Source organism: Paenibacillus sp. 23TSA30-6 (genome assembly GCF_014858585.1).
Lineage (GTDB): Bacteria > Bacillota > Bacilli > Paenibacillales > Paenibacillaceae > Paenibacillus.
The window spans coordinates 196,601-221,587 of record NZ_SLTL01000004.1 but is presented as its reverse complement, the minus strand read 5'-3'; the positions used below and the strand labels follow the sequence as shown (position 1 = coordinate 221,587).

Annotated in this window: 24 protein-coding genes; 20 read left to right on the top strand and 4 right to left on the bottom strand. The window is 46.8% G+C overall.

The features are described 5' to 3' along the window. Nucleotides 1-5 precede the first annotated feature (5 nt). The 11 genes from xseA to E0698_RS05555 all read left to right on the top strand — a co-directional run bounded on the left by xseA (nt 6) and on the right by E0698_RS05555 (nt 12,928). Nucleotides 6-1,370 (top strand): exodeoxyribonuclease VII large subunit, encoded by a 1,365-nt coding sequence (gene xseA, locus E0698_RS05605; RefSeq protein ID WP_192510873.1) that lies wholly within the window; start codon nt 6-8, stop codon nt 1,368-1,370. Next, on the top strand, nt 1,360-1,620 hold the full coding sequence (gene xseB, locus E0698_RS05600) for an exodeoxyribonuclease VII small subunit (protein ID WP_007430920.1): 261 nt from the start codon (nt 1,360-1,362) through the stop codon (nt 1,618-1,620). The genes xseA and xseB overlap by 11 nt, the downstream gene beginning before the upstream one ends. Continuing rightward, nucleotides 1,592-2,515: a polyprenyl synthetase family protein gene (locus tag E0698_RS05595; RefSeq protein WP_192510872.1), complete on the top strand. Its 924-nt coding sequence runs from the start codon at nt 1,592-1,594 to the stop codon at nt 2,513-2,515. The genes xseB and E0698_RS05595 overlap by 29 nt, the downstream gene beginning before the upstream one ends. Nucleotides 2,516-2,622: 107 nt before the next feature. After that, a complete protein-coding gene (dxs, locus tag E0698_RS05590) occupies nt 2,623-4,521 on the top strand; it encodes a 1-deoxy-D-xylulose-5-phosphate synthase (RefSeq protein ID WP_149093535.1) in 1,899 nt (632 codons plus the stop codon). Nucleotides 4,522-4,598: 77 nt separating this feature from the next. Then, nucleotides 4,599-5,450, top strand: coding sequence for a TlyA family RNA methyltransferase (locus tag E0698_RS05585; RefSeq protein WP_134913739.1), 852 nt, complete (start codon nt 4,599-4,601; stop codon nt 5,448-5,450). Between the two features lie 154 nt (nt 5,451-5,604). After that, a complete protein-coding gene (locus tag E0698_RS05580) occupies nt 5,605-6,081 on the top strand; it encodes a hypothetical protein (RefSeq protein WP_134913741.1) in 477 nt (158 codons plus the stop codon). 16 nt (nt 6,082-6,097) lie between these two features. Then, the gene (gene ahrC / locus E0698_RS05575; protein ID WP_014282217.1) at nt 6,098-6,547 is read left to right on the top strand and encodes a transcriptional regulator AhrC/ArgR; all 450 of its coding nucleotides are present in this window, start codon (nt 6,098-6,100) and stop codon (nt 6,545-6,547) included. 59 nt (nt 6,548-6,606) lie between these two features. Beyond that, entirely contained in the window at nt 6,607-8,325 is a 1,719-nt protein-coding gene (gene recN, locus E0698_RS05570; RefSeq protein WP_192510871.1) for a DNA repair protein RecN, read from the top strand. Nucleotides 8,326-8,448: 123 nt separating this feature from the next. Next, nucleotides 8,449-9,609: a SpoIVB peptidase gene (spoIVB, locus tag E0698_RS05565; protein WP_192510870.1), complete on the top strand. Its 1,161-nt coding sequence runs from the start codon at nt 8,449-8,451 to the stop codon at nt 9,607-9,609. A gap of 216 nt (nt 9,610-9,825) precedes the next feature. Further along, nucleotides 9,826-10,629, top strand: coding sequence for a sporulation transcription factor Spo0A (spo0A, locus tag E0698_RS05560; RefSeq protein WP_134913747.1), 804 nt, complete (start codon nt 9,826-9,828; stop codon nt 10,627-10,629). Nucleotides 10,630-11,227: 598 nt separating this feature from the next. Continuing rightward, nucleotides 11,228-12,928, top strand: coding sequence for a methyl-accepting chemotaxis protein (locus E0698_RS05555; protein WP_192510869.1), 1,701 nt, complete (start codon nt 11,228-11,230; stop codon nt 12,926-12,928). 499 nt (nt 12,929-13,427) lie between these two features. Here the strand turns inward: E0698_RS05555 and E0698_RS05550 are convergent, their stop codons facing one another. Beyond that, complete coding sequence (locus E0698_RS05550) at nt 13,428-14,903, bottom strand: helix-turn-helix domain-containing protein (protein ID WP_192510868.1); 1,476 nt, start codon at nt 14,901-14,903, stop codon at nt 13,428-13,430. A gap of 240 nt (nt 14,904-15,143) precedes the next feature. Here E0698_RS05550 and E0698_RS26630 point away from each other — a divergent pair, with 240 nt between their 5' ends. From E0698_RS26630 to E0698_RS05540, 3 genes are all read left to right on the top strand, one after another. Then, entirely contained in the window at nt 15,144-15,353 is a 210-nt protein-coding gene (locus E0698_RS26630) for an XRE family transcriptional regulator (protein ID WP_149093542.1), read from the top strand. A gap of 368 nt (nt 15,354-15,721) precedes the next feature. Next, nucleotides 15,722-16,204, top strand: a complete 483-nt coding sequence (gene lepB, locus E0698_RS05545) for a signal peptidase I (protein WP_192510867.1) — start codon at nt 15,722-15,724, stop codon at nt 16,202-16,204. 75 nt (nt 16,205-16,279) lie between these two features. Continuing rightward, nucleotides 16,280-16,684, top strand: a complete 405-nt coding sequence (locus tag E0698_RS05540; protein WP_149093544.1) for a hypothetical protein — start codon at nt 16,280-16,282, stop codon at nt 16,682-16,684. A 100-nt stretch (nt 16,685-16,784) separates the two neighbouring features. Here the strand turns inward: E0698_RS05540 and E0698_RS05535 are convergent, their stop codons facing one another. Next, nucleotides 16,785-17,561, bottom strand: coding sequence for a sporulation protein (locus E0698_RS05535; protein WP_149093545.1), 777 nt, complete (start codon nt 17,559-17,561; stop codon nt 16,785-16,787). A gap of 170 nt (nt 17,562-17,731) precedes the next feature. Beyond that, nucleotides 17,732-18,328, bottom strand: a complete 597-nt coding sequence (locus E0698_RS05530; protein ID WP_152643829.1) for a thymidine kinase — start codon at nt 18,326-18,328, stop codon at nt 17,732-17,734. Nucleotides 18,329-18,559: 231 nt separating this feature from the next. Between E0698_RS05530 and E0698_RS05525 the strand changes: the two genes are divergently transcribed. From E0698_RS05525 to lipB, 6 genes are all read left to right on the top strand, one after another. After that, nucleotides 18,560-18,772, top strand: a complete 213-nt coding sequence (locus tag E0698_RS05525; protein WP_192510866.1) for a hypothetical protein — start codon at nt 18,560-18,562, stop codon at nt 18,770-18,772. A 127-nt stretch (nt 18,773-18,899) separates the two neighbouring features. Continuing rightward, entirely contained in the window at nt 18,900-20,321 is a 1,422-nt protein-coding gene (gene lpdA / locus E0698_RS05520; RefSeq protein WP_192510865.1) for a dihydrolipoyl dehydrogenase, read from the top strand. A 140-nt stretch (nt 20,322-20,461) separates the two neighbouring features. Next, entirely contained in the window at nt 20,462-21,490 is a 1,029-nt protein-coding gene (locus E0698_RS05515) for a thiamine pyrophosphate-dependent dehydrogenase E1 component subunit alpha (protein ID WP_192510864.1), read from the top strand. A gap of 2 nt (nt 21,491-21,492) precedes the next feature. After that, nucleotides 21,493-22,479, top strand: a complete 987-nt coding sequence (locus E0698_RS05510) for an alpha-ketoacid dehydrogenase subunit beta (RefSeq protein ID WP_192510863.1) — start codon at nt 21,493-21,495, stop codon at nt 22,477-22,479. Nucleotides 22,480-22,567: 88 nt separating this feature from the next. Next, the gene (locus E0698_RS05505; protein ID WP_192510862.1) at nt 22,568-23,962 is read left to right on the top strand and encodes a dihydrolipoamide acetyltransferase family protein; all 1,395 of its coding nucleotides are present in this window, start codon (nt 22,568-22,570) and stop codon (nt 23,960-23,962) included. 45 nt (nt 23,963-24,007) lie between these two features. After that, nucleotides 24,008-24,706, top strand: coding sequence for a lipoyl(octanoyl) transferase LipB (gene lipB, locus E0698_RS05500; protein WP_134913765.1), 699 nt, complete (start codon nt 24,008-24,010; stop codon nt 24,704-24,706). Between the two features lie 122 nt (nt 24,707-24,828). On the opposite strand, the gene prli42 is transcribed toward lipB, so the two are convergent. Further along, complete coding sequence (prli42, locus tag E0698_RS05495) at nt 24,829-24,933, bottom strand: stressosome-associated protein Prli42 (protein ID WP_014282171.1); 105 nt, start codon at nt 24,931-24,933, stop codon at nt 24,829-24,831. Nucleotides 24,934-24,987 lie beyond the last annotated feature (54 nt).

Genomic DNA, 24,987 nt, shown 5'->3' with positions numbered 1-24,987 from the left:
TGCCTGTGGCTGAACAGCGTATTTACTCTATTAAGGACCTGAATCGCTATATCCGGATGAAACTGGAATCGGATCAGGTACTGTCCGACGTATGGATACGCGGAGAAATTTCTAACTTTACGCATCATTCGAGCGGTCACATGTACTTTACGCTCAAGGATGAGGGCAGCCGCATTCGTTCGATTATGTTTGCGACCCATAATCAGCGGCTCCCCTTCGTACCGAAGGAAGGTACGCGTGTTATTGCCCGGGGAAACGTATCCGTGTACGAACGGGATGGACAATATCAATTTTATGCGACCCAGATGCAGCCTGATGGTGTCGGGAGTCTCTACCTTGCATATGAGCAGCTCAAGCAAAAGCTGGATATTGAGGGGTTATTTGACAGCGCCCGCAAGCGCATTCTGCCTGCACATCCGGCGACAATCGGTGTCATTACTTCGCCAACCGGAGCTGCCGTGCGTGATATTATCACGACACTTCAACGCAGATATCCGCAAGCTGGAATTGTGCTCTATCCTGTGCTTGTGCAGGGGAAAGGTGCTGCGCCCTCTATCGTTAAGGCGATTGAAGCCATGAACCGTATGCAGGAGGTTCAGGTGATGATCGTCGGGCGGGGAGGCGGCTCGCTGGAGGAGCTATGGGCGTTTAATGAGGAAGCGGTTGCGCGTGCCATCTATGCATCGGCGATTCCGGTTATTTCGGCCGTCGGGCATGAAACGGATTTTACCATTGCCGATTTTGTGGCCGACCTGCGTGCGGCAACGCCGACCGCAGCGGCTGAGCTGGCTGTGCCTCATCAGGGAGAGCTAAGGGATCAGCTTCTCCAGCGGGAGCAACGGTTGCGCAACGCCCTCCGACAGCGGCTGGAAACCAGCCGTGAACGGTTGACCCGGCTCCGGCGCTCACCGGTGCTGCTGCACCCGCGCCGCTATATGCTACAGCATGCGGAGCGGATGGATATGTTGCATCAGCGGCTCATTCGGGCAGCAAGCAACCGTTCGCGCCTGAACGCGGAGAAGAATGCGCGTATGCGTCAGGTGCTGGAGCGGTTTAACCCGCGCGAACAAATCCGGTCGGCCCGCAAGCAGACAGATGCGGCACAGCGTCAGTTGGAGTCTGCAATGCGTGCTATTACCAAGACGGGACGGCAGCAACTGCACGCGGGTATTCGTCAGTTGGATGCGCTTAGCCCGCTCAAGGTCATGTCGCGAGGCTACAGCCTTGTGTATGATGAGCAGGAGAAACGGCTAATCAAGTCGCTAAAAGACGTACAGCCGGGGGATTCCATCAAGATTAAAGTGAGTGACGGGCAGTTGGACTGCCAAGTATGGGGAATGAAGGAGGACGCGAAGCACGGTGGCGAATGAAACGGAATTGAATTTTGAAGCGGCTATGGCTGCTCTTGAAGAAATTGTCGGACAACTGGAGCATGGAGACGTTCCTCTGGAGCAAGCCATTGATTTGTTCCAGCGTGGTATGAAGCTGTCTCAGCTTTGCAGTCAGAAGCTGGAGCAAGTTGAACGTAAAATTGAAATGATTGTGGAAGAGGACGGAGATTTGCGCAAGAAGCCTTTCGGCGGCGGATTGGATGAAAACGGTGGTGAAGGCGTTGAATAAACCGTCGTTTAAGGAATATTTGACCGGGACGGTGGATGAGGTTTCGTCTGAATTGACCAAGCAATTCCCAGCTCATTGGAGCATTCCCGCCGTTCTTCGTGAATCCATGAATTATTCACTCACCGCAGGTGGAAAACGCCTGCGGCCTCTGCTTGTGATCGCAGCTGCCGAAGCATTCGGCGGAAGCCGGGAGGCAGCGTTACCAATAGCATGTGCGGTAGAAATGGTACATACGTACTCCCTGATTCACGACGACTTACCAGCCATGGATGATGATGATTATCGCCGGGGCAAACTGACGAATCATAAGGTATACGGTGAGGCGGTTGCTGTACTTGCAGGGGATGCATTGCTGACCCACGCTTTTTACAGTGTCGTACAGGCGGGTCGTCGTCACGGAATTTCATCCGATGCGCTGCTGTCCATCGTGGAGGAATTATCTGAAATGAGCGGAGCGCGGGGCATGGTGGGCGGTCAGGTCGCGGATATGTCCGGCCAACAAGGGATGACGGGAATTGAGGAACTGGAGTATATACATCTCCACAAAACCGCTGATTTGATTATTTTCTCATTGCTGGCTGGTGGACGAATCGGGGGAGCGGATAAGGGTCAATTAGAGGCGCTTCGCCGTTTTGGACGCGATCTGGGACTGGCATTTCAAATTCAGGATGATATCCTGGATCTGGTGGGCGATGAGAGCAAGCTGGGTAAAAAAACGCAAAGCGATGTTGAACAGGAGAAGGTTACGTATCCGTATTTTATCGGTATGGAGGCTTCTTTGCAGCAGGTAGAGGAACTCACAGCTTCGGCTAAAAATGCGTTAATTGAAGGCGGTATACCTGATTCTTCGCGTTTGCTGGAGATTGCCGATTACCTGATGAAGCGAGATCATTAGCATGGATAGGTCTGTTTTGACTTGTCTGCGTTTAAGCATGACGAAAAAGTGTGATATAATATTTGTTAACTTTACACACAAACTTGAAGGAAAGCGGGGAGATATGCGTGCTGCTTCCACACATAAAGCAACCAGGCGATCTGAAATCACTGTCGGTTGAGGAGTTGGATTCTCTAGCCGAGGAAATCAGGAGCTTTTTGATTGAGAAGCTGTCCGTGACTGGGGGGCACCTGGCATCGAATCTGGGAGTGGTTGAGCTCACAATCGCCCTGCATTACTGCTATAACAGTCCGAAGGACAAAATGATTTATGACGTTGGGCATCAGGCCTACGTGCACAAAATATTGACAGGGCGGATGGATCGTTTTGATACCCTCCGCCAGCGTGATGGACTTTGCGGTTTTGTAAAAAGAAGCGAGAGCGAGCATGATGTTTGGGAAGCTGGACATAGTAGCACTTCTCTATCGGCCGCGATGGGGATGGCATTGGCTCGTGATTTGAAGGGCGAGGACAATAAAGTCATTGCTATGATTGGAGATGGAGCGCTGACTGGAGGCATGGCCTTCGAAGCGCTAAACCATATCGGACATGAACGTAAAAATTTGATGGTCATTCTGAATGACAATGAAATGTCCATAGCACCGAACGTAGGGGCAATGCATAATTATTTGAGCAAAATCCGCTCGGACCGTCATTATTTGCGGGCGAAGGATGAGCTGGAAGTTTTGCTGAAAAAGATTCCTGCTATCGGTGGTAAACTTGCCAAATCGGCTGGCCGTGTCAAGGACAGTCTTAAATATATGATGGTTCCGGGCGTGCTATTTGAGGAACTGGGGCTGACGTATCTTGGTCCGGTAGACGGACATGATCTGCCCAAGTTGATTGAAACCTTCCAGCAGGCGGATAACGTCACTGGCCCCGTGTTGGTGCATGTTGTAACTACCAAGGGTAAAGGTTATAAGCCTGCGGAGGTAGATTCACATAAATGGCACGGAATCAGCCCATACAAAATTGAATCCGGTCAGGTACTCAAAGCCGTGGGCAATCCGATGTATACGGAAATTTTCGGGCAAACGCTGATTGAGCTGGCTGAGCAGGATGAGCGTATCATTGCGGTTACACCTGCTATGCCTGGTGGATCAGGGCTGGTGCCGTTCAGTAAGGAATTTCCTGCACGCATGATTGACGTCGGCATTGCCGAGCAGCACGCAGCTACCATGTGTGCCGCTTTGGCAATGGAAGGAATGAAGCCGGTATTTGCGGTATACTCCACTTTTATGCAGCGTGCTTATGACCAAATTGTACATGACATCTGCCGTCACAATGCGAACGTGATGTTTGCGATAGACCGTGCCGGTTTTGTCGGGGCGGATGGGGAAACCCACCATGGCGTGTTTGATGTAGCGTTCTTGCGTCATATCCCGAATCTCGTGCTTATGATGCCCAAGGATGAAAACGAGCTGCGACATATGATGAAGACAGCGCTCGATTATGACGATGGCCCGATTGCTTACCGCTATCCGCGTGTAAATGTGGTTGGTGTGCCGATGGACAAAGAATTGGAAGCTATACCTATTGGCAGTTGGGAGCCTTTACGCAAGGGTGAGGGCTTCGCTGTAATCGCTTCGGGGCCAATGCTCCAGGTGGCAACAGAGGCTGCGGACGCGATGAAACGAGAAGGTTTGCAGGTGGGAGTTGTGAATGCCCGTTTCCTCAAGCCGTTGGATGAAGATATGCTGCGTGAGCTGGCTCGTCAGCATACAAAGCTGATCGTATTGGAAGAAGCTTCCGAAGCGGGAAGCTTGGGTAGCGCCGTGCTGGAATTTTACGCCAAAGAAGAAATACAGGATGCACAGGTGCGCTTGATGGGGATTCCCGATATGTTCGTGGAGCATGGTTCGATCAAGGAGCAACGCGCCGAAGTGGGTCTTACCGTTGAAGCCGTATGCCTGAAGCTTCGCAAATGGGCTTCCGAGCCAGCGTATGGCATGGGACAATCGGTATAGGGGAATGGAAGCGAAAAAGATGTTATTTTTGAAAAAGTATGACGAAAGCAGCGTAGCTGCCTTAAAGGGAGATTAACATGTCTGTTCCGAAGGAACGCATTGATGTATTACTTGTAGAACAAGGCTTTTTTGAAAGCCGCGAAAAAGCCAAAGCTGCCATTATGGCAGGTCTAGTACTGGCCGACAGTGAAAGGATCGAAAAGGCGGGTATGAAGGTGCCTCGCGATAGCGAGCTTAAAGTAAAGGGTGCAGTGCATCCGTATGTAAGCCGTGGAGGTTTGAAGCTGGAAAAGGCTATCCGTCAATTCGAGCTGGACATGAAGGGCAGGACGATGCTGGATATCGGCTCATCCACCGGAGGTTTTACGGATTGTGCCCTCCAGCATGGAGCGGAGTATGTATATGCCATTGACGTGGGATATAATCAGCTGGACTGGTCGCTTCGTAATGACGAACGGGTATGCGTAATGGAGAAAACGAATTTCAGGTATATGACACCTGCGGATTTGAACGGTCCTGTACCGAATTTCGCAAGTATTGATGTTTCATTTATTTCGCTGCGCATTATTTTGCCGCCATTGCTTGCGTTGCTGCATCAGCCTGCTGACATTGTGGCTCTGATCAAGCCGCAATTTGAAGCCGGACGTGAAAAGGTGGGGAAATCCGGCGTCGTCCGCGATTCCGCAACGCATAAAGAAGTGTTGCAAACCATCCTGACGTTCTCGCATGAGCTAGGACTTTCGCTGCAAGGATTGGCTTATTCCCCTATTACGGGTGGGGAAGGCAATATAGAATTTTTGGCGCATTGGCGTTTGGATAAGTCGGCTAGTGTAGACCCGCAAAATGAAAATGTTGATTTCCGTCCGTTAATTGACCTTACTGTTCAGGAAGCAGGTCAGACCTTCAATAATGGTCCGTCGCGTAAGTAACATTCAGGGGTTCTCAAGAGTTCTGTGAACTTAAGGGAACCTCTTTTTGGTGTGAGGGATTGATTAACGAACTCACGTTCGCCTATAATGAGATATACAGGAGAAAAGGGATTTTACCTTCTGTCCTAGAATATGTCCATGAGGTGATCGATTCATGGATACGCGATATGATACGGTTATCATTGTTGTGATCGGTGTAATATTAGCGGTATGGGCATTTTACGGCCTGCGTACCTGGTTAAAGGAGCCGGGACCGCTTGTGTTAAAGACTATACCGATTAACGAGGAAATGGACGAAGGGCCTGCTGTGGACTTGCTGGAAGACGCGGGTTATGAACTGGTGGGCGGAAAGATGAAAATACCGCTTGCTTTTAAAGTGAATGGACATACCGTGTATAGCCGTTTGTTTATAGACTATGTGGCTGTGCGAAAAGGTTCGACATATATGGTCAAAACGTCACGTCGCAAGAGACCGATGGAGTGGAATGGTCCTGATTTGCGGGACAGGCTTATGCCTTATCTACTGCTTTATCCGGGCTGTGCGGGCGTATTGTACGTTGATACGGACGATCGGAGTATCCGCCTTATTACATTGGTGGAAGACATCGAAGAAGAGGAATATGAAGATTAATCCATAGGAGGATTTTATGAAGGGTCAACGACATATTAAAATCAGGGAAATTATTTCACAACGGGAAATTGAAACGCAGGACGATCTGGTGGAAGCTTTACGCAAGGCTGGTTTTCAGGTCACTCAAGCTACCGTATCTCGGGATATAAAGGAACTGCTGCTTATTAAAGTTCCGATGGATGATGGCAGATATAAGTATTCGATGCCCTCAGATCAGCGATATAACCCGGCGCAGAAGCTGAAACGTACATTGGTGGATAACTTTTTGCATATTGACTATACGACCAATTTGATCGTGATGAAGTGCTTGCCGGGGACGGCAAATTCGATTGCAGCATTACTGGACAACATTGAATGGCCTGAAATTATGGGCACCATTAGTGGCGATGACACCATTTTGATTATTTGCCGTTCGGAAGAGAACAGCGAGGCTATTGTGAATCGTCTTATGGGCTACATTTCCTGAACAACATTTCTCAGGCTTATTAGACGTTTGAATTCGTACATCATAGAGGTGAAAGAACGATGCTGGTCACTTTATCTATACGAAATTTGGCAGTCGTAGAGGCTGTCGATGTTCATTTTTATAAAGGGTTCCACGTATTGACCGGGGAAACAGGCGCGGGTAAATCGATCATTATTGATGCTCTCGGTCTGATTGCTGGAGGCAGAGGTTCCGCCGATCTGGTCCGTTATGGATGCGAAAAGGCAGAAATGGAGGCGCTGTTTGAGCTTCCTGCGAAGCATCCGGTCTGGGCAACGTTAGAAGAACAAGGAATCAAGGCGAATGCGGAAGAACATCTATTGATTCGGCGGGAATTGACCGTACAAGGAAAAAGTTCTTCGCGGATTAACGGTCAAATGGTTAATTTAACGATGCTGCGCGAGGTAGGAGAGCAGCTTGTCAATATTCACGGTCAGCATGAGCATCAAAGTTTGCTACGCGCAGACCGCCACCTGACGTTGCTGGATACGTTCGGTGATTCGGTCATCGGTCCGGTCAAAACGCTCTACAGAGAGCGGTATAATTCTTTTGTCAAAGCGGAAAAGGAAGTGCGGGAGCTGCAAAGCTCCAGTCAAAAAGCCTACCAGCTATTGGACATGTACCGGTTTCAATTGGAGGAAATTGCTGCTGCCGAGCTTAAATTGGGAGAGGATGAATTATTGGCAGAAGAACGGGTCAAGCTATCCCATAGTGAGAAAATGATGGATGGGATATCAGGAGCCTATGAGCTGCTAAGCGGCAGAGGCGGACTGGACATGATTAATAACGTGTTGTCCAGCTTGAATGATGTCCAAGGTTACGACAGCAAAAGCCTCCAGCCCATTGCGGAGCAGATTCAATCTGCTTTTTACCAGTTAGAGGATGCTGCGTTCCAATTACGCTCATACCGTGAGGATATTGAATTTAATCCAGGCAAGCTGTATGAAGTGGAGCAACGGCTAAACCAAATTACCGGATTACAGCGAAAATATGGTGATAGTATTGAGCAGATTTTGGAATACTATAGCCGTATTGAGCAGGAAACCGATATGCTGGAGAATAAGGATGAACGGCTGGAGCAGTTAATTGCCAAGCGGGATGAATTGCTTTCGGATTTGCTCCAGATTGCAGAAGAGCTCACTGAAGCGCGTGAAATTTGTGCAGAAGAGCTGGCCGAGCAGGTAGAGCAGGAGCTAAAGGATCTGCAAATGGAAAGAACGTCACTCAAGGTACGTATTGATCCGATTCAAGATCCGCGCGGATACGAATATAAAGGTCGGCGGGTACGGCCAACCAAGCAGGGCATTGATAATGCGGAATTTCTGATTTCGCCGAATCCGGGGGAGCCACTTCGTCCACTGGGCAAGATTGCCTCTGGTGGTGAGCTGTCCCGTATCATGTTGGCGATGAAAAGTATTTTTGCCCGTCATGATCAAATTCCGGTACTCATTTTTGACGAGGTGGATACTGGGGTCAGTGGCCGTGCGGCTCAATCCATTGCGGAAAAACTGTATCGTTTGTCTTCCGTCTGTCAGGTCTTCTCCATTACTCATTTGCCGCAGGTGGCATGTATGGCGGATCATCAGTATCTCATTGAAAAAAATGTTCATGACGAACGTACAATGACGCAAATTGAGGCGTTAAACGAGGACGGACGTGTGAAGGAATTGGCGCGTATGCTGGGCGGCGTGGAAATTACCGAAAAAACTTTGCATCACGCACAGGAAATGCTGAATCTGGCGGAAGGAAAGAAAGCCTGAAAAGAGCGGCTGGCGTAATGATTAACAGTTATAAAAGCCTGGGGGCAAGGTTACCTTATAGGTACGCAATTGGCGACCACCTTTACTCGTCAAGCGAAAGAAGCAAAGGGAGCGTGACAGCCATTGAATTTTTACTCCAGGATCAAATTGCTCGGTCTTTTGCTTGTTTTTCTTATTTGTTGTATCGGTAACGTCAAGCCTGTGCATGCAGCGCTGCCTCAACAAGCTTCTCTGGAATTATTCGGTTCCCATGCAGCGAAAACGACTCAAGATAGCGTAATTCCCGACTTGAAGGTGTATCCAGGGGGTCAGACGATTGGGGTCAAAGTAAAATCTTCAGGGGTGCTTGTTGTTGGTCATCATGTCATTCAGGAAAGTATGGACCGCAAGGTGTCACCTGGAGAGACAGCCGGGATTCGTCTCGGTGACCGGATCACCCATATGAATGGCAAACCGCTGGATAGCCTGACAAGGGTAGCGGAGGCTGTAGAGGAAGCAGGCAAGAACAAAAAGCCGCTCGACATCACGCTTTGCCGAGGGGAGCAGACGATTTCAACCAAGCTGACACCAGCTTATGATCGTGATGACAAAGCATGGCGGCTTGGGCTGTATATCAGGGACTCGGCAGCGGGTGTAGGCACCTTGACCTTTTATGCACCGGATCAGGGAGTATACGGGGCCTTGGGGCACGTAATCACCGACATGAATACCCAGACCCCCATTGTTGTGGGGAGCGGGGAAATAGTACAATCCAATGTGACGTCAATTGCGAAAAGTCAAAGTGGTGAACCTGGGGAAAAACGCGCACATTTTCTCAAGGATCATCGGGTATTAGGTAATATTGAACGAAACACGAACTTCGGGATTTTTGGGAAAATGTCAGATGAGCCGCAATATGGTTTGTATTCCAAGCCGATTCCTGTAGCACTTGCGAATGAAGTCAAGGAAGGACCCGCAGAAATTTTGACTGTACTGGAAGGTCAGCAGATTCAGCAGTTTCAGGCAGAGGTCGTACACATTTCTCAACAGGATAAACCGGCAACCAAAGGACTTGTTATCCGTATCGTAGATCCAAAGCTGCTGGACAAGACCGGGGGAATTGTACAAGGGATGAGCGGAAGCCCAATTATTCAAAACGGCAAGCTCATCGGGGCTGTGACGCATGTATTTGTTAACGATCCGAAATCAGGCTACGGCTGCTTTATTGAATGGATGCTGCGCGATGCAGGAATCATGCAGAATAACGTAAGCTTGAATTCATCCTCTAATCTTAAGGCGAGCTAGTGGCCTTAAGATTTTTTTGTCGAAAGGCCAAGAAATAGCTCGTAATAGCAAGTTAAAGAATTAATTATAATGGAAACCATAAAAAAAATAAATAAAAATAATTTTCGACAGAAGGAATTCATAATTCGATGTCGAAATCATATACTCCGACAAGAAATATTTATTTGCTGTAAACTGATATCCCAACTGAATAACACTCAATAAGGAGGAAGTACATTGCAAAAAATTGAGGTATTGTTGGCTGATGACAACCGGGAATTTACGAATCTGCTTGCCGAATATATTTCCGATCAGGAGGATATGGAAGTTACAGGAATCGCCTATAATGGTGAAGAAGTGCTCCAACACATCGCAGAATCCCGCAACGTACCTGATGTACTTATTTTAGATATTATCATGCCTCATCTGGATGGTCTCGGCGTATTGGAGCGCTTGAGAGAAATGAACCTGTCTCCACAGCCAAAAATCATTATGCTGACTGCATTTGGTCAAGAAAATATTACGCAAAGGGCCGTACAGCTCGGGGCATCTTATTATATTTTGAAGCCGTTTGATATGGAAGTGCTTGCGAACCGCGTTCGCCAATTGGTGGGACCACAGTTAGTCAGCAGCAGTCCGGTGACCATTTCTTCCATGCGGTCTAATGTGGTGCCAATGGGTAAAACGAAAAATCTGGATGCCAGTATTACGGCCATTATCCATGAAATCGGTGTGCCAGCTCACATTAAGGGCTACCAATATTTACGCGAAGCCATTACCATGGTGTACAATAATATCGAAATTTTGGGTGCCATCACCAAAACATTGTATCCGGCAATCGCCGAAAAATTTAAAACGACGGCATCCCGCGTGGAACGCGCCATTCGTCATGCCATTGAGGTAGCATGGACACGTGGCAATATCGACAGTATCTCTCACTTATTTGGATATACGATTAATATTTCTAAATCCAAGCCAACGAATAGCGAATTTATTGCGATGGTAGCTGATAAGCTGCGGATTGAGAATAAGGTGTCCTGAAAGGGTTAGAATGATTGATCCGAGATTAGCTATGTTGAACTGATAAACTTATATGTAGCATATCAATTGATACCGTTATTTATTGGGATTGTGAAAAATCCAATAAATAACGGTATTTTTGATACTGGTGAAGGCTAATGTTTCATCAAAAAAAGACTGGGTAAAAGGCTCAACTGTATAAAGGTTAAAAGAGAATAAATGCTATATGAGGCTAACGCAGTTAATATGCCGAAAATGATTAGAACAACTAAAGGAATCACACTAAGTGTAATTTCGGCAACGGCTAGTCCGCGACCAGAAGAAGATTTTCTTGCAACCATACCAAGTTACTACGCCTACGCTATTTTAGGGATGATCATAGAATGAGTAAAGGAGGTTTTTAAGCATTCCCCTCGCTATATGGCGGAACTATTGCTCGAGATCAACATAACACGTTCCACGCTGTTTATAAAACAAACCTGAATCAGCTTCACTAATCATCACAAAGTAAAATTTTCCTTTTGGAAACAGTTCTGAAAAATCTCTTTAATTTGATATAAACAATGTGTCGATTCATGTCGATATAATATGTACTATAAAGAGATTGAGGGGCGAATGTATGAAATTTAACATCCGAGCAAAATTGTTATTGGGTTTTCTTGCGGTAATTGCTTTATTGATCATCATTAGTTTGGTATCCATCTCAAAAATGAAAAACTTGGGTGACACTTCGATGGAAATTGATAGCCACTGGATGCCCAGTGTGACTATCCTGGGAACTCTAAACGGTGATGTTTCCGATGTAGAGCGGCTCTCATTGAATATAATTGTAGAACGTGACCCTGAGGAAGTGAAAAAGGTTGAAACTGAATACAATCAGGTTTTGAAAAAGATCGAGAACGGCCGAAAAACATACGAGAAATTAATTGCTACTCCTCAAGAACGTGAAATGTATGATGATTTCTCCAAAAAATATTCAGAGTACCTGGATAAATTGCCAGAAGTGATTGCAGCGGGCAAAGCTAACGATTATGCTCAATCAAGCATTCTTCACAAAGAGTCTTATGCGCTATGGAATAACGCAAACGATATGATTATTAAGCTCATTAAAATGAATGCAGATGGATCAAAACTGACTACGGAAGAAGCAGTTGACAACTATATTTCAGGTAGACAAATGGTCATCGTTTTAAGCGTTGCAGCAGTCGTCTTGGCGCTGGTGATTTCTATCCTCATAGCGCAATCCATATCCAAACCAATCTTGCGAATCAGTCGCGCTGCTGAAAGAATAGCAGTAGGTGACCTGACGGGCGAGGAAATAACAGTGAAGAGCAAGGACGAGATCCATGCCTTGTCGCATTCTTTTAATGCAATGGTCCAGAACCTGCGCCAACTGATTCAATCGGTTAGTAAAACGTCAGAGTTGGTAACTACTTCCTCAGAGGAATTGACAGCCAGCGCAGAACAAAATAGCCAAGCTTCCGCACAAATAACCGAAACGGTACAAGAAGTAGCAACAGGAACGGGCGAACAGGTGGATATGGTGACAAAGTCGTCCCAGGCTATTGAAGAAATGTCCATCGGTGTTGAACAAATTGCCATTCGTGCGCAAAATGTATTTGCATCTGCTCAGGATGCGGCCCACAAATCAGCTGAAGGTAACCAACTGATTCAGCAGGCTGTTACACAGATGAACGCCGTAAATCATTCGATGAATGGTCTGGCTGATCTTATGGCTGGATTGGGAGAGCGTTCCGACGAAATTGGCAAGATTATTGATGTGATCACCAATATTTCAAGTCAGACAAATCTACTTGCCCTGAATGCTGCAATTGAAGCGGCTCGAGCGGGAGAACACGGTCGCGGATTTGCTGTAGTTGCGGGTGAAGTGCGCAAGTTGGCAGAACAATCGGCTCATTCTGCTCAACAAATTACGGAGCTTGTTGGGTTGATTCAAAAGGACACTGCCCATGCGATCGAGGCTGTAGCGTCCAATGGAAAAGATGTCATGACAGGTCGGGAAGTCGTGCAGAATGCAGGTGCATCCTTTGAACTGATTCAGGAAACCGTTAATAAAGTAGCGAGTGAGATTGAAGAGGTATCTGCTGGATCGGAGCAAATGTCCGCAAGTACGGATGAAGTCGTTGGCTTTGTCAGACAAATTTCAGCGATTGCCGAGGAAGCCGCAGCCGGAACACAGCACGTGTCTGCTGCAACACAAGAGCAACTGGCATCCATGGAGGAAATTGCTTCAGCTGCAAGAAACCTGTCTACCATGGCAGAGGACCTGCAAGGGCAAATCGGCAAATTCAAAGTATAATACGTATCAAAGTAGATCAAGCTGGGATTCAGCAGAGACAGTGTGGGTGTAATAGCCCGCTGTCTCTTTTTATTTTGTGAGGGGTGGTACAAGGGACACATTGAGTTGATTGCTCTGACCAAGAAATATACGGAAAACAGGGATTACCATGTGTCTACGGAAACAGAAAGGAAACGGGTAATCCAAGAGATTGTTGAAGACATCGATGCGTATGCGCTGCCGTTTTTTAAGCGATTCGAAGATGGAGAAGTGCCAGCAGTGCAAAGTTTATAAATTAGAGAATGAATCTAACTTTGAAAAAAGTTTAGCTAGGAATTAATGCTTATTATCCAAGTCATACATTAGAATTAATGAAATTGAATGCTAAAAGCTCATCCCGAATTTTGAAAGTGGGATGAGCTTAGCTTTTTTGGTAGTGAATGTAGTCCAATGAAGTGTCTTTATAACGAGGTTTCATTTTAGAAATAGATGTATTCTGCTATAAGCGAAGTGCAGTATTTTAACTCATTCCATGATTATTTATTGTGATACTATCTTTGGCATTAGTTGAGGTTTGCCATATCGGTTGAATTAAACTAAGTAGTCCAAAAGCCAGAATGAGATGAATAATTAGAGACTTTTTCACGGTTCCATTCCTCCTTAACAATTTTTTCGTACTCTTTTTTTTGCTCGGGGAAGCAGACTCTTTGTAAAATTCAAACATTGTAACACTTTGCTTGAAATCACTGTCGTTATTCATAATAATGGATAATATTAGGGAATGCAAGGCGCAATTGAGGCCCTCATGCATCCTCTGAATTTTGAAATTATAGATCGCAAGCTCTTGGAGAAAAGAGGAATAATAAGTTCTGTGTGTCATATCGTTACGCTGGTCAAATCCTAAAGTGTGTTCTCGGAATTCTTCTAATGTTTCGTCCACAAGAAATCCATATTTATTCGCTGATTCTAAAATAGTAAGTAGCCCCGCTAGTATTTCATCAGGATGCTCTTTTAAATATTTTATGTAACCGGGGATTACCGCCATGTTGCCTGAAAGTAAGTCGAGTGTGTATCTGTTACCTACCGCCCATAATTTAAATTGTTCTATTTGTTTTCGATCATCTGCATTTAAACCTTGCACCCAACTCAGATCAGCGTAGGCTGAAATGTATTTTTTTGCTTCCTCATATTCTCCCTTCTTTTGAAGGGCTGTAGACTTCGAGAGATAACTATATCCGTAATAAAAAACAAAAGGTTGATCCGTTACTAGTGGTTCAGCCTTCTTCTTGCTTTCTAATCTACGTATTTTATCATTGTATGCAGCTTTTACAACGATTTGGAATTCATCAGCGTATACCTCGACTTCATCCCATTTATGCTGATTAAACGATGTACCTGTCAGTTTATAATAACCATCTAATTGATAGTTTACTGGTAAACGGTTGCGAAAAGGTGCAAACCGTATCGCTGCTTCACGGTTCTGCTCCAAGTTCTGTCCAAGCGCAGCACGAAAAAGCCTATAGTGGCTTATGGCTAAACGCTCTGAATGCTGATATTTTTCATTTTCCACTATGCATTCATAGAAGGGAATAGCTTCCTTCGGTTTATCTGCATTATGTATTTCCTCCGCGATTTCAAATACCAACTCAAGCTGGTTTAAATCTTCCAGCATACGGGATAGAACGACGGCTATGCAGTCCTTACGGCCGATCTCTACGCAACGCAATAAAAAGGGTTTAATTCGACTGCGATGTGGGCTTCCCGTAACAAAGCATTCTTCCACATACAACTCATATAGCCAGCCTTCTGGCTGTCCTAATGTGCTTGCCATGACATCTATATATCTTACCGATATAGGTTTGATTTTCTCGACATTGAGTAACGTACTGAGATAACTTACCGTTACTCCAGACAGATCTGCAAAGCTTCTCAGTGTATATCCTTTTTGTTGCAGGCAGGTGCGTATTTCCGAGCGAATCGCGATAGCTCCTTCCATAGATAGAGACTCCCTTCTTCCAACTTCAAAATGCAACTGAAGCAATATCCTCCTGATTTTCACATGTGCAAAGTGATTATATATGCCGAATTGAACGAATGTCAATTATGTCCAAAAATTGAAGAGTGTTAACCAATATCCTATCATTCCAAATTCCAGTCTAAGCATGATAGTGTAAAGCTATATTAAGCATTATAAGTATAAGTAACAACAATACATAAACAGAAAAAGGTGAGCCTTTTGAATAACAATAAACATCCTGTAACTGATTTTGGATGGGCGATTAAGCAGAAGTTGGTCGAAAGGCATATGGATCAACAAACTTTTTGCGAGACTTATCAAATTCCGACGTCCCGCTTATCGAATCTAATCCATGGAACTCGCAAAGCTAAGCGATATAGGCGATTAGTAGCTGAATTGCTTGGTATTGATGATACATTTACGAAATAGGCGTTTAAAGATGATTCATATTATATATGAAAAGGAGGAATGCTGAATGACAGGGAAATTACATAAGCTTAAAGTACGTCCCCATTCCCACCATTGCATATTCTGTAACAGTAAAGAGTCGATCGTTCTGTATAGAGGTATTGTGATTTGTGCCCAATGTTATCTGAAAGTCACTAAAAAACCTCCTGTAGTGGAAACTCCAAAGAAAATTGAGAAGGATTGAAAAAAATAGCCCAATAACCGCAGATGTGTTAATATATTGATAATTATGGTAAATGATGAATGCTTTATGAATAGGTCATCCTCTCGGGGGTGACTGTTTTTGTTTGTATTTTGCAAAACTTAAACAAGGATTGGGAGACAGAATGATGAATTGGATGTTAGCTGCTGTAATAGCACTAGGTATTATCAATGTAAGTGATGATGTAAAGTCATACTCAGTGAATGGGCCTTCGATGCAGCCTACTATGATGGCAGGAGATCATATGGCAGTGGATAAGCATTATTATAAGGAGAACGATTTCCGTAGAGGGGATATTATCATTTTTCAGAAGGATGATGTACAATTTGTAAAAAGGGTCATTGGACTTCCTCGGGAAAAGGTCAAGCTGGAGGGGGACCAGGTCTATATTAATGGAAAAGCGATCAAGGAAACATATCTGGAAAAAGGCGACTTACCTAACATGCTTAATTTCCCGTTAAGAGGTGAGTCGAATGTTGTACCGGAAGGTATGATTTTTGTGTTGGGAGACCATCGGATGAACAGCACAGACAGTCGTTTTCTCGGATATATTTCAATGAATAAGGTCATAGGCAAGGTTATTGCATTGAACGGGATTCCGTTAGACTAAACAGAATAAAGCCTGTACTGTACGAGGAAGTGGAAGCAAACCAAACGATTTTAAAGCAAAGGTGGGGATGAAGGCATGTGGAATAGTCTAACTTGGGTGATCGTCGGAGTGTTGGTCGTAGCATTGGGTTGGATTGTTATGGCATGGCGTGGTCGTAGTAACAACAAACAAGTGAATGAGCAGCCGGGCAGTAATGTCGTTGAATTTCGTCCTCGTAAGCCTGTTCGACAATCCCGCATCGGAAACGTATCCAAGTCTAAGGTATCTTCCGGTTCCCGCGAGAATACAGATGCAACAGGGATTCAAGTCCAATCTGGGTTTGGACTGTCTGACTCTATCCAGGGCACGGGCAAGCAAAAATGCTCCTTTTGTAAAAAAGAAGACAAATTAACCTTTTACGCAGATGACAATGGTTCTTTGTATGGGGTATGCAAGGATTGCAAGCACAAGGCGGAACGGCAGGATATGCTGCCACTTTAACCTATGCAGACGATACGGAATCGGTAGAGTATTCTGAAGATCATTAAAAATCCCCAACCGTGAGTTAAACGGCAGGGATTTTTTTGTTATATCTACATATTTACCGAAGCTGTCTGTCGATCAGTTCCTCCAGCGCATCTGCGATATGATCTGGTCCATAAGACAGCTCTTGTCTGCTTAAGCTCAACCAGGCATGACGCTCGTCCATATCAAAGGCAGTCTCCAGCCAGCCGGATAACCCTCTGCCTCTGCGATCTACTTCGACAAGCACATGTACGCCTTCAGGCTCCAACTGCATAATCAGTTCCAACTCCTCAATATCGCGTGCATATTCCGATCCGGGCGTAAATTCAAATTCCTGCACGTACGGAACACCGCGTCCCAGCTTGGGATGACGTTCGCAGGTGGAGGAACGGAATCGGAAGCCCAACAGGTGAACGGCCTCAAACACCGTACTCATATAGGGATGCGGCTCGATTTTGAGCGAGTCACGGTCGGTCGGGTCCAAGGCCATACCGATGTCTAATGCTGTATCCAGCCATACGGGCTGTTTGGCATGAGTGACAGGTGTTTCCAATGGCAACCGAAAAGAAAAAGGGATTTCAAGCTCCTGTCCTTGCTTTAAATGAAAGCCGTCGGATACCTTGACCCGAGCGATGCAGCAGGTGGAAGTGGTTTTCTTGTCATCGTGCTCTTCGATATATTCTGTTTTGAGTTCGATGTCAATTTTGCCGATTTCCTGATCAATTTTACCGCCTTTGATACGCATGATGCCACTAAGCTCTTCGCCAGGGACATACACGGCCTGGTCCACCAATGTATCGACTTTAGCTGAACCGATTCCTGCGCTTGCCAAGATTTTGTTAAAAAAACTCATAAGTAAGCCCCCCGATAATATCATGGTCATGGTGTTCATATGAAAACTAAAAAACTTGTACAGCTTAACAGGATATACGGGGCAATTGCTCGAATCGTTCCAAAAAAATACAAGAAAAAAATCCGCTGGTTATCATGCCTTTATCGCAGTCTGACGGCAAATTCTCCGTGCTAATCGCAGTTCACTTTATGGGGTGGTATGAAGCAATTACGGCAACGCGGTTCATATGCCTCAGAGTCGCCGATCATTACGATGGGTCCTACAGTAGAAGGCTTTCCGTTCACCATACGCTGGGTATATACAGCTTCCGAACTTCCACATACGGCGCAAAAGGAAGCTAGCTTTTCGATGTCATCTGCCATGGCGAGTAAACCGCCAACATATCCGAATTCCTTACCCCGGTAGTCCAAATTGAGTCCATCTGCAATCACGTGCTTGCCACAGTAGGCTAACTCCTCCACCAACATCATAATATGACGGCTGAAAAACTGTACTTCGTCAAAGGCGACCACATCGGCATCCTTCGTTTCTTCCAAAATCCGCTGAACGAGCTCATCTGTGAGCTTTTTCGGAATGGAGATGGCGGGCAGCCGATATCCGATGCGGCTTACAATTTCATCCTTGGCGTAGCGGTTATCTTCAGCCGGTTTGTAAGCGACCACCTTACGGTGCCCGTATTGAATTAATTTTTGACAGCGGCGAATCAGTTCGCCGGATTTTTCGCTAAACATGGGGCCTGTAATGATCGTAATTCGTCCTCTGTGCAACGCGAATTCCCCTCTCTGTAACATGCGCATAACGCTGTGAATCTATTATTCCCGAAAGAAAAGGCCATTATAGATTACCATAATGTGCAGCAAACAGACCAGAGAAAATATATTGTTTTTCGACATGTTATTGTATATCTATTCTTTGAACGTAAGTGTGGACGTCATTGCCCTGTTGCCGTGAGCATGATATGGTGAAGTATAGTGGAATAGAGGGAAGAGGGGACAGGCATGAACCAAAATGATACGGATTATAGTGCCAAAATAGAAGCATTACTGGAGCAAGGGCTGGTAAGCCCACAGGCACAGGAGTTGATCACGGAGTTGGAGACAGAGCTGGATCTTCTACGCAAGCAAAATGAATCCTTTCGCAAAGCGCTACGGGCCAAAACAGCTCAAACTCCAAGAATGTCTACCAAGTTACGGGACGCCTTGTATGAGTAATTTACAGTAGATGCCGGGAACGGGTTGTTAGACGGCCTATAGTCTTTGCATAAACACTATATTTTGTACAGAGAAATAAAGAGAGTACAATAAGCTATATATAATCAATGTTAAATGGAGGAGAAGCATGACTATACATTGTGATGTCGCTATTTTGGGCGGAGGAACCGGAGGGTATGTTGCAGCGATTCGCGCTGCCCAGCTCGGCAAAGAAGTCGTTATTATCGAAAAGGACAAGCTAGGTGGAACCTGTCTGCACCGTGGATGTATCCCAAGCAAGGCTTTGCTGCGCAGTGCGGAAGTGTATGCGACGATCAAGGAAAGTACGCAATACGGCATTGAGACCTCGGGAGCGCAGCTTGTTTTTCCCAAGGTACAAGAGCGCAAGGAAGCCGTTGTAGAGCAGTTACATCAGGGCGTGCAATTTTTGATGCGTAAAAATAAAATCACGGTGCTGAGCGGCAAAGGGCGCGTGATTGGGCCATCGATTTTTTCTCCAAAAAGCGGCGCAGTTGCCGTGGAGCTGGAAAATGGCGAGATGGAGACGATTGTTCCTGCCCATCTCATTATTGCAACGGGATCACGACCGCGTGTGCTACCCGGATTGGAGCCGGATGGCGAATTTATTTTGAGTAGTGACGAAGCGTTGACGATGGAAGAATTACCGGCCTCCCTGATTATCGTAGGTGGTGGCGTTATTGGCGTGGAATGGGCTTCCATGCTGAACGATTTTGGCGTGGAGGTTACGGTGGTCGAGGCGGCGAATCGGCTTATTCCAACCGAGGACGAGGATGTTTCGCGTGAAATGCAGCGCCTGCTAACCAAGCGCGGTGTCAAGGTGCTGACAGGCTCGCAAGTGCTGGCTGAAACGTACGGCAAGGATGAGGAAGGCGTACAGATTGACGTGCAAAAAGGGGACGAAACCGAAACACTCAGCGCTTCCAAGCTGCTCATTTCAGTAGGTCGTCAGGCGAATGTGGAGAATATCGGATTGGAAAATACGGATATCCGCGTAGAGCGTGGCTTTATCTCGGTTAATGAGCATTTGCAGACGAATGAATCACATATTTATGCGATCGGTGATTGCATCGGAGGATTACAACTGGCGCATGCAGCGAGCCATGAAGGGCTGCATGCGGTACATCATCTGGCGGGCGAAGTGGTTCACAGTGTACCGAATCATCTTATTCCTCGTTGTATTTATACGCGTCCTGAGGCAGCTAGTGTGGGCTTAACTGAGCAAGAAGCCCGTGAGCGTGGACATCAGGTGAAGACAGGGAAGTTCCCTTTTCAGGCTATCGGAAAATCGCTGGTGTATGGCAGTCGGGATGGCTTCGTCAAAGTGGTTGCCGACGAGGAAACGAATGATATTCTCGGTGTACATATGATCGGTACGCATGTAACGGATCTCATCAGCGAGGCGGCTCTTGCGCAGCTGTTGGATGCTACGCCGTGGGAAGTCGGACAGCTGGCTCATCCGCATCCAACATTGTCGGAGATTTTGGGAGAAGCGATGCTGGCGGTTGATGGACAGGCGATAGGGATATAATTTATCTTAATAAATCGGTGCTTTTCTTTTTGGGGAGAAAAGGATTATAATGGTGTTAGCCAGAGTTTAGTACCAGGTTTTAAGACAAGATGGTACTAGGTGCTGGTAGTAGGATGTTTGATACTTAAGGAGGTGCCTCAATGAGTTCAAAAGGCGCTGTAGACGCTGGCTTCAGACATGAGCAGCTGGGACTTACTCACGGACAAGTTATTGACATGTACAGATATATGCTGCTCGCAAGAAGATTTGACGAGCGCAACATGCTCCTGCAACGGGCAGGGAAAATTAATTTTCACGTTTCCGGCATTGGGCAGGAGGCGGCACAAGTTGGTGCGGCTTTTGCACTGGACCGGGAGAAGGACTATTTTCTTCCCTATTACCGGGATTACGGATTCGTACTTGCGGTTGGTATGACGGCACGCGAACTGATGCTGTCGCAATTTGCCAAGGCGGATGATCCCAACAGTGGTGGCCGACAGATGCCCGGTCATTTCGGCAGTAAACGGCTGCGTATTGTGACAGGCTCCAGCCCGGTGACGACGCAGGTTCCACACGCAGTGGGTGTAGCGCTGGCTGCCAAGATGCAGAAGAAGGATTTTGTATCGTTCGTTACATTTGGTGAAGGCTCCAGCAACCAGGGGGATTTTCACGAAGGCTGTAACTTTGCAGGTGTGCAGAAGCTGCCAGTTATCATTATGTGTGAAAACAATCAATATGCGATATCAGTTCCGGTTCATAAGCAAATGGCAGGCAAGGTGAGCGACCGTGCTTTGGGATACGGATTCCCTGGGATTCGGGTCGATGGTAACGATGCGCTGGCAGTGTATGCAGCCGTCAAGGAAGCGCGTGAACGTGCTATTCGTGGCGAGGGGCCAACGCTTATTGAAGCGATGATGTACCGCCTGTCTCCTCACTCCACCTCGGATAACGATCTGGCTTACCGGACTAAAGAAGAAGTGGATGAGAACTGGGCCAAAGACGGCGTAGCCCGTATGAAAAATTATTTGCTGGAATGCGGCATTTGGGATGAGGCCAAGGACGCGGATTTGTCGGCTGAGCTGCTGCTCGAGGTCAAGGAAGCGATTGAATATGCGGATAATGCGCCTTTTCCGAAGCCCGAAGATACGCTACTGCATGTCTATGCTGACAGCGATGGGGAGGGCCGGTAATTATGGCGGTTATGGAATATATTGATGCGATTCGTCTTGCCATGAAGGAAGAAATGGAGCAGGATGAAACGGTTTTTGTGTTAGGTGAGGATGTTGGTGTGAAAGGTGGTGTCTTTACGACCACCAAGGGTCTTATGGATCAATTCGGTGAGCAGCGTGTCATGGATACGCCGTTGGCAGAATCGGCTATAGCTGGTGTTGCCATTGGTGCAGCCATGTACGGAATGAAGCCGATTGCCGAAATGCAATATTCTGACTTCATGCTCCCGGCAACCAATCAGATTATTAGTGAAGCAGCTAAAATTCGCTATCGCTCTAATAACGACTGGAGCTGTCCTGTTGTGATACGTGCGCCTATCGGTGGCGGTATTTTTGGCGGCTTGTATCATTCACAGTGTCCGGAATCTATCTTTTTTGGTACACCGGGTCTGAAAATTGTAGCTCCTTTTACCGCGTATGATGCCAAGGGACTGCTGAAAGCAGCGATCCGCGACCCTGATCCGGTGCTGTATTTTGAGAACAAAAAGTGCTACAAGCTGATCAAGGGTGAAGTACCTGAGGACGATTACATTGTTCCAATTGGCAAAGCCAATTTGTTGCGTGAAGGTGACGATATTACAGTCATCGGATACAGCCAGCCGCTGCATTTTGTCATGCAGGCTGCTGAGGAGTTGGAGAAGGAAGAGGGCATTACCGCACATGTTGTGGATTTGCGCACACTCCAGCCGCTGGACCGTCAGGCCATCATTGAAGCTGCAAGACATACAGGCAAGGTACTCATCGTGCATGAAGACAACAAAACGGGTGGCATCGGTGCCGAGGTTTCCGCAATTATTAATGAGGAATGTCTGTTCGAACTGGATGCGCCGATTGAGCGTCTGTGCGCTCCAGACGTGCCTGCAATGCCGATCAGCCCGCCGATGGAAAAGTTTTATATGTTAAACAAGGATAAGGTTAAGGAAGCGATGCGCCGTCTTGCAATGTATTAATATAGAGTGGATTGGACGAAAGCATTCCAAAAGTGTAGCGGGGGTAGCGGTAAAACCCGCCCTCCTATGATGTTAAGGAGTTGAAAAAATGTCAGACCAAACACAATGGACCGACGTGACCATGCCCCAATTGGCAGAGTCGCTTGTATCGGCGACAATTGCAAAATGGCTGAAACAACCTGGCGAAACGGTGGAGCAATTCGAGCCGATTTGCGAGGTCATTACAGATAAAGTGAACGCGGAAATTCCATCGACATTGGATGGTATTATGGGTGATCTGTTAGCAGAGGAAGGTCAGACGGTAGCCGTTGGAGAATTGATTTGCCGTATTCAGACGAAGTCAGCCGCACCTGTTGCATCAACTGGAGCGACTTCCATTGCGCCAGCACCTCAAGGCAACGCACAAACACAAGTACAATCCCAACAGGGTGCTGCCTCAGACCAATCCATGCGGGGACGTTTTTCTCCGGCGGTGCAAACGCTGGCTACTCAGCACAGCATAGACCTGAATCAGGTGACAGGCACTGGCATGGGTGGACGAATTACTCGCAAAGATGTGCTGAATTATGTACAACAGGGTGGTTCCGCTCAGGCAGGGGTATCCGAACAGCCAACTGCAACGACACCAGGGCAAGGCTCTCCTTTTGCCGGAAGACAGCAGTCTGCTGTTCAGAATAGTACACCGATTCAAAATATGGACCCTGCAATTCCGGTGCGCAACAGCGGCATTCATTTGACGGAAGCTCCGAAAGCTCCTGCGATCGAAGTTGAGGGTGGCAACAACAGATCCGAGTATTTTATTGATGTTACACCGATTCGCAGTGCGATTGCCCGCAATATGAGGCAAAGTGTCTCGGAAATTCCACATGCCTGGACGACGATTGAGGTGGATGTGACCAACCTGGTGATGCTCCGCAACAAGATCAAAAACGAGTTCAAGCAAAAAGAAGGCATCAACATTACGTATCTGGCTTTCCTCATGAAAGCGGTCGTGAATGCCATCAAGGAATATCCGATCATGAATTCGGTGTGGGCTGTGGACAAAATTATCGTCAAAAGAGATATCAACATCTCGCTGGCCGTGGGTACAGAGGATGCAGTTCTTACGCCAGTTATTAAAAAAGCGGATCAGAAAAACATTGCCGGACTGGCGCGTGAAATTGACGATTTGGCACGTAAAACACGGGAAGGTACGCTCAAGCTGGACGATATGCAGGGCGGGACGTTTACCGTGAACAACACAGGCTCCTTTGGTTCAATTCTGTCTTATCCGGTGATTAACTATCCGCAGGCTGCGATTCTTACCTTTGAATCCATCGTCAAAAGACCGGTTGTCATTGATGATATGATCGCGGTTCGCTCGATGGCTAACCTGTGTCTGTCGCTAGATCATCGCATTTTGGATGGTGTAATCTGCGGACGATTCCTGCAACGGATCAAAGAAAACCTGGAAGGCTACACCTTGGATACGAAGCTGTACTAATCATCCGAACAGTTGGGTAAATGGACGGAGAGGAAGTGACAGGCCGTGAACAGACGACCGCTTGAGGTAACCTATACGAATAGGATGGAGTACGCCCATGCATGGGATGTCCAGAAGGATATTGTGGGGAAGCTGGATGCCGGGGAGGCGAGGGAAACGCTTATGCTTCTCCAGCACCCGCCGACCTACACGATTGGCTCTCAGCGGCATCCTGAGCATCTGCTTCTCACACCGGAGCAATTGAAAGCTCAGGGAATCAGCGTCTTTCAGATTGACCGTGGGGGAGATATTACATATCATGGACCGGGGCAACTGGTCGGATATCCCCTGATTATGCTCGGCAACCGGGAGGCGCTTGACCTGCACGGATACCTCCGGAGTCTGGAAGAGGTGATCATTCGGTTGCTGGCGTCCCATGGTATTGAAGGAAGTCGTAAGCCTGAATACACAGGGGTATGGGTCGGGAATCTTAAAATCGCGGCCATAGGCGTCAAATTTAACAAATGTAAGCACCGCCGGGGCTTTGTGACCAGTCATGGTTTTGCCTTCAATATCAAATCAGGGATACAGCATGAGGGCTTTCAAGGTATCGTTCCATGCGGAATTCAGGAATACGGAGTGACTTCATTGGAGGACTGCACACAGCAGACTTTTTCAATGGAGCAGATTGCGAAGGAGATTGTGCCTTACTTTGAGGAGCAATTTTCATTTGCGGCGGAATGGCAAAGTCATTCGCTCCAATAAAGCAAAGGCGGGCTATTCTGTGATGTACACGGAAGCCCGCCTGTTTTCTTGCGCTACAGCTTGTCCGCCTACAGCCTCCATAGAGCATGGGGACGGCAGAATATCTTGAGCGGCGTAATCCATTATAGAGGCATAATCAACGGCTCAATCACCATGAACAGCGTAGAGCCAATCATCGCGGCGAGCATAATGTAGACGAAAAAACGAACCCATTTTTTGTTCGGCATGTGTAACTCCTTTAGGATAGGTTTAAGTCAGATATAAGACTATCTATCCGTATT

Excerpts from the sequence above, each read along its gene's own strand:
- ahrC (WP_014282217.1), top strand. The coding sequence starts at position 6,098 with ATGAAGGGTCAACGACATATTAAAATCAGGGAAATTATTTCACAACGG.
- E0698_RS05555 (WP_192510869.1), top strand. The coding sequence starts at position 11,228 with ATGAAATTTAACATCCGAGCAAAATTGTTATTGGGTTTTCTTGCGGTA.
- E0698_RS05580 (WP_134913741.1), top strand. The coding sequence starts at position 5,605 with ATGGATACGCGATATGATACGGTTATCATTGTTGTGATCGGTGTAATA.
- E0698_RS05535 (WP_149093545.1), bottom strand. The coding sequence starts at position 17,561 with ATGAGTTTTTTTAACAAAATCTTGGCAAGCGCAGGAATCGGTTCAGCT.
- prli42 (WP_014282171.1), bottom strand. The coding sequence starts at position 24,933 with ATGCCGAACAAAAAATGGGTTCGTTTTTTCGTCTACATTATGCTCGCC.
- lepB (WP_192510867.1), top strand. The coding sequence starts at position 15,722 with ATGAATTGGATGTTAGCTGCTGTAATAGCACTAGGTATTATCAATGTA.
- recN (WP_192510871.1), top strand. The coding sequence starts at position 6,607 with ATGCTGGTCACTTTATCTATACGAAATTTGGCAGTCGTAGAGGCTGTC.
- E0698_RS05505 (WP_192510862.1), top strand. The coding sequence starts at position 22,568 with ATGTCAGACCAAACACAATGGACCGACGTGACCATGCCCCAATTGGCA.
- E0698_RS05525 (WP_192510866.1), top strand. The coding sequence starts at position 18,560 with ATGAACCAAAATGATACGGATTATAGTGCCAAAATAGAAGCATTACTG.
- E0698_RS05540 (WP_149093544.1), top strand. The coding sequence starts at position 16,280 with ATGTGGAATAGTCTAACTTGGGTGATCGTCGGAGTGTTGGTCGTAGCA.
- lpdA (WP_192510865.1), top strand. The coding sequence starts at position 18,900 with ATGACTATACATTGTGATGTCGCTATTTTGGGCGGAGGAACCGGAGGG.
- E0698_RS05595 (WP_192510872.1), top strand. The coding sequence starts at position 1,592 with ATGAAAACGGTGGTGAAGGCGTTGAATAAACCGTCGTTTAAGGAATAT.
- E0698_RS05550 (WP_192510868.1), bottom strand. The coding sequence starts at position 14,903 with ATGGAAGGAGCTATCGCGATTCGCTCGGAAATACGCACCTGCCTGCAA.
- E0698_RS05585 (WP_134913739.1), top strand. The coding sequence starts at position 4,599 with ATGTCTGTTCCGAAGGAACGCATTGATGTATTACTTGTAGAACAAGGC.
- E0698_RS05510 (WP_192510863.1), top strand. The coding sequence starts at position 21,493 with ATGGCGGTTATGGAATATATTGATGCGATTCGTCTTGCCATGAAGGAA.
- E0698_RS05515 (WP_192510864.1), top strand. The coding sequence starts at position 20,462 with ATGAGTTCAAAAGGCGCTGTAGACGCTGGCTTCAGACATGAGCAGCTG.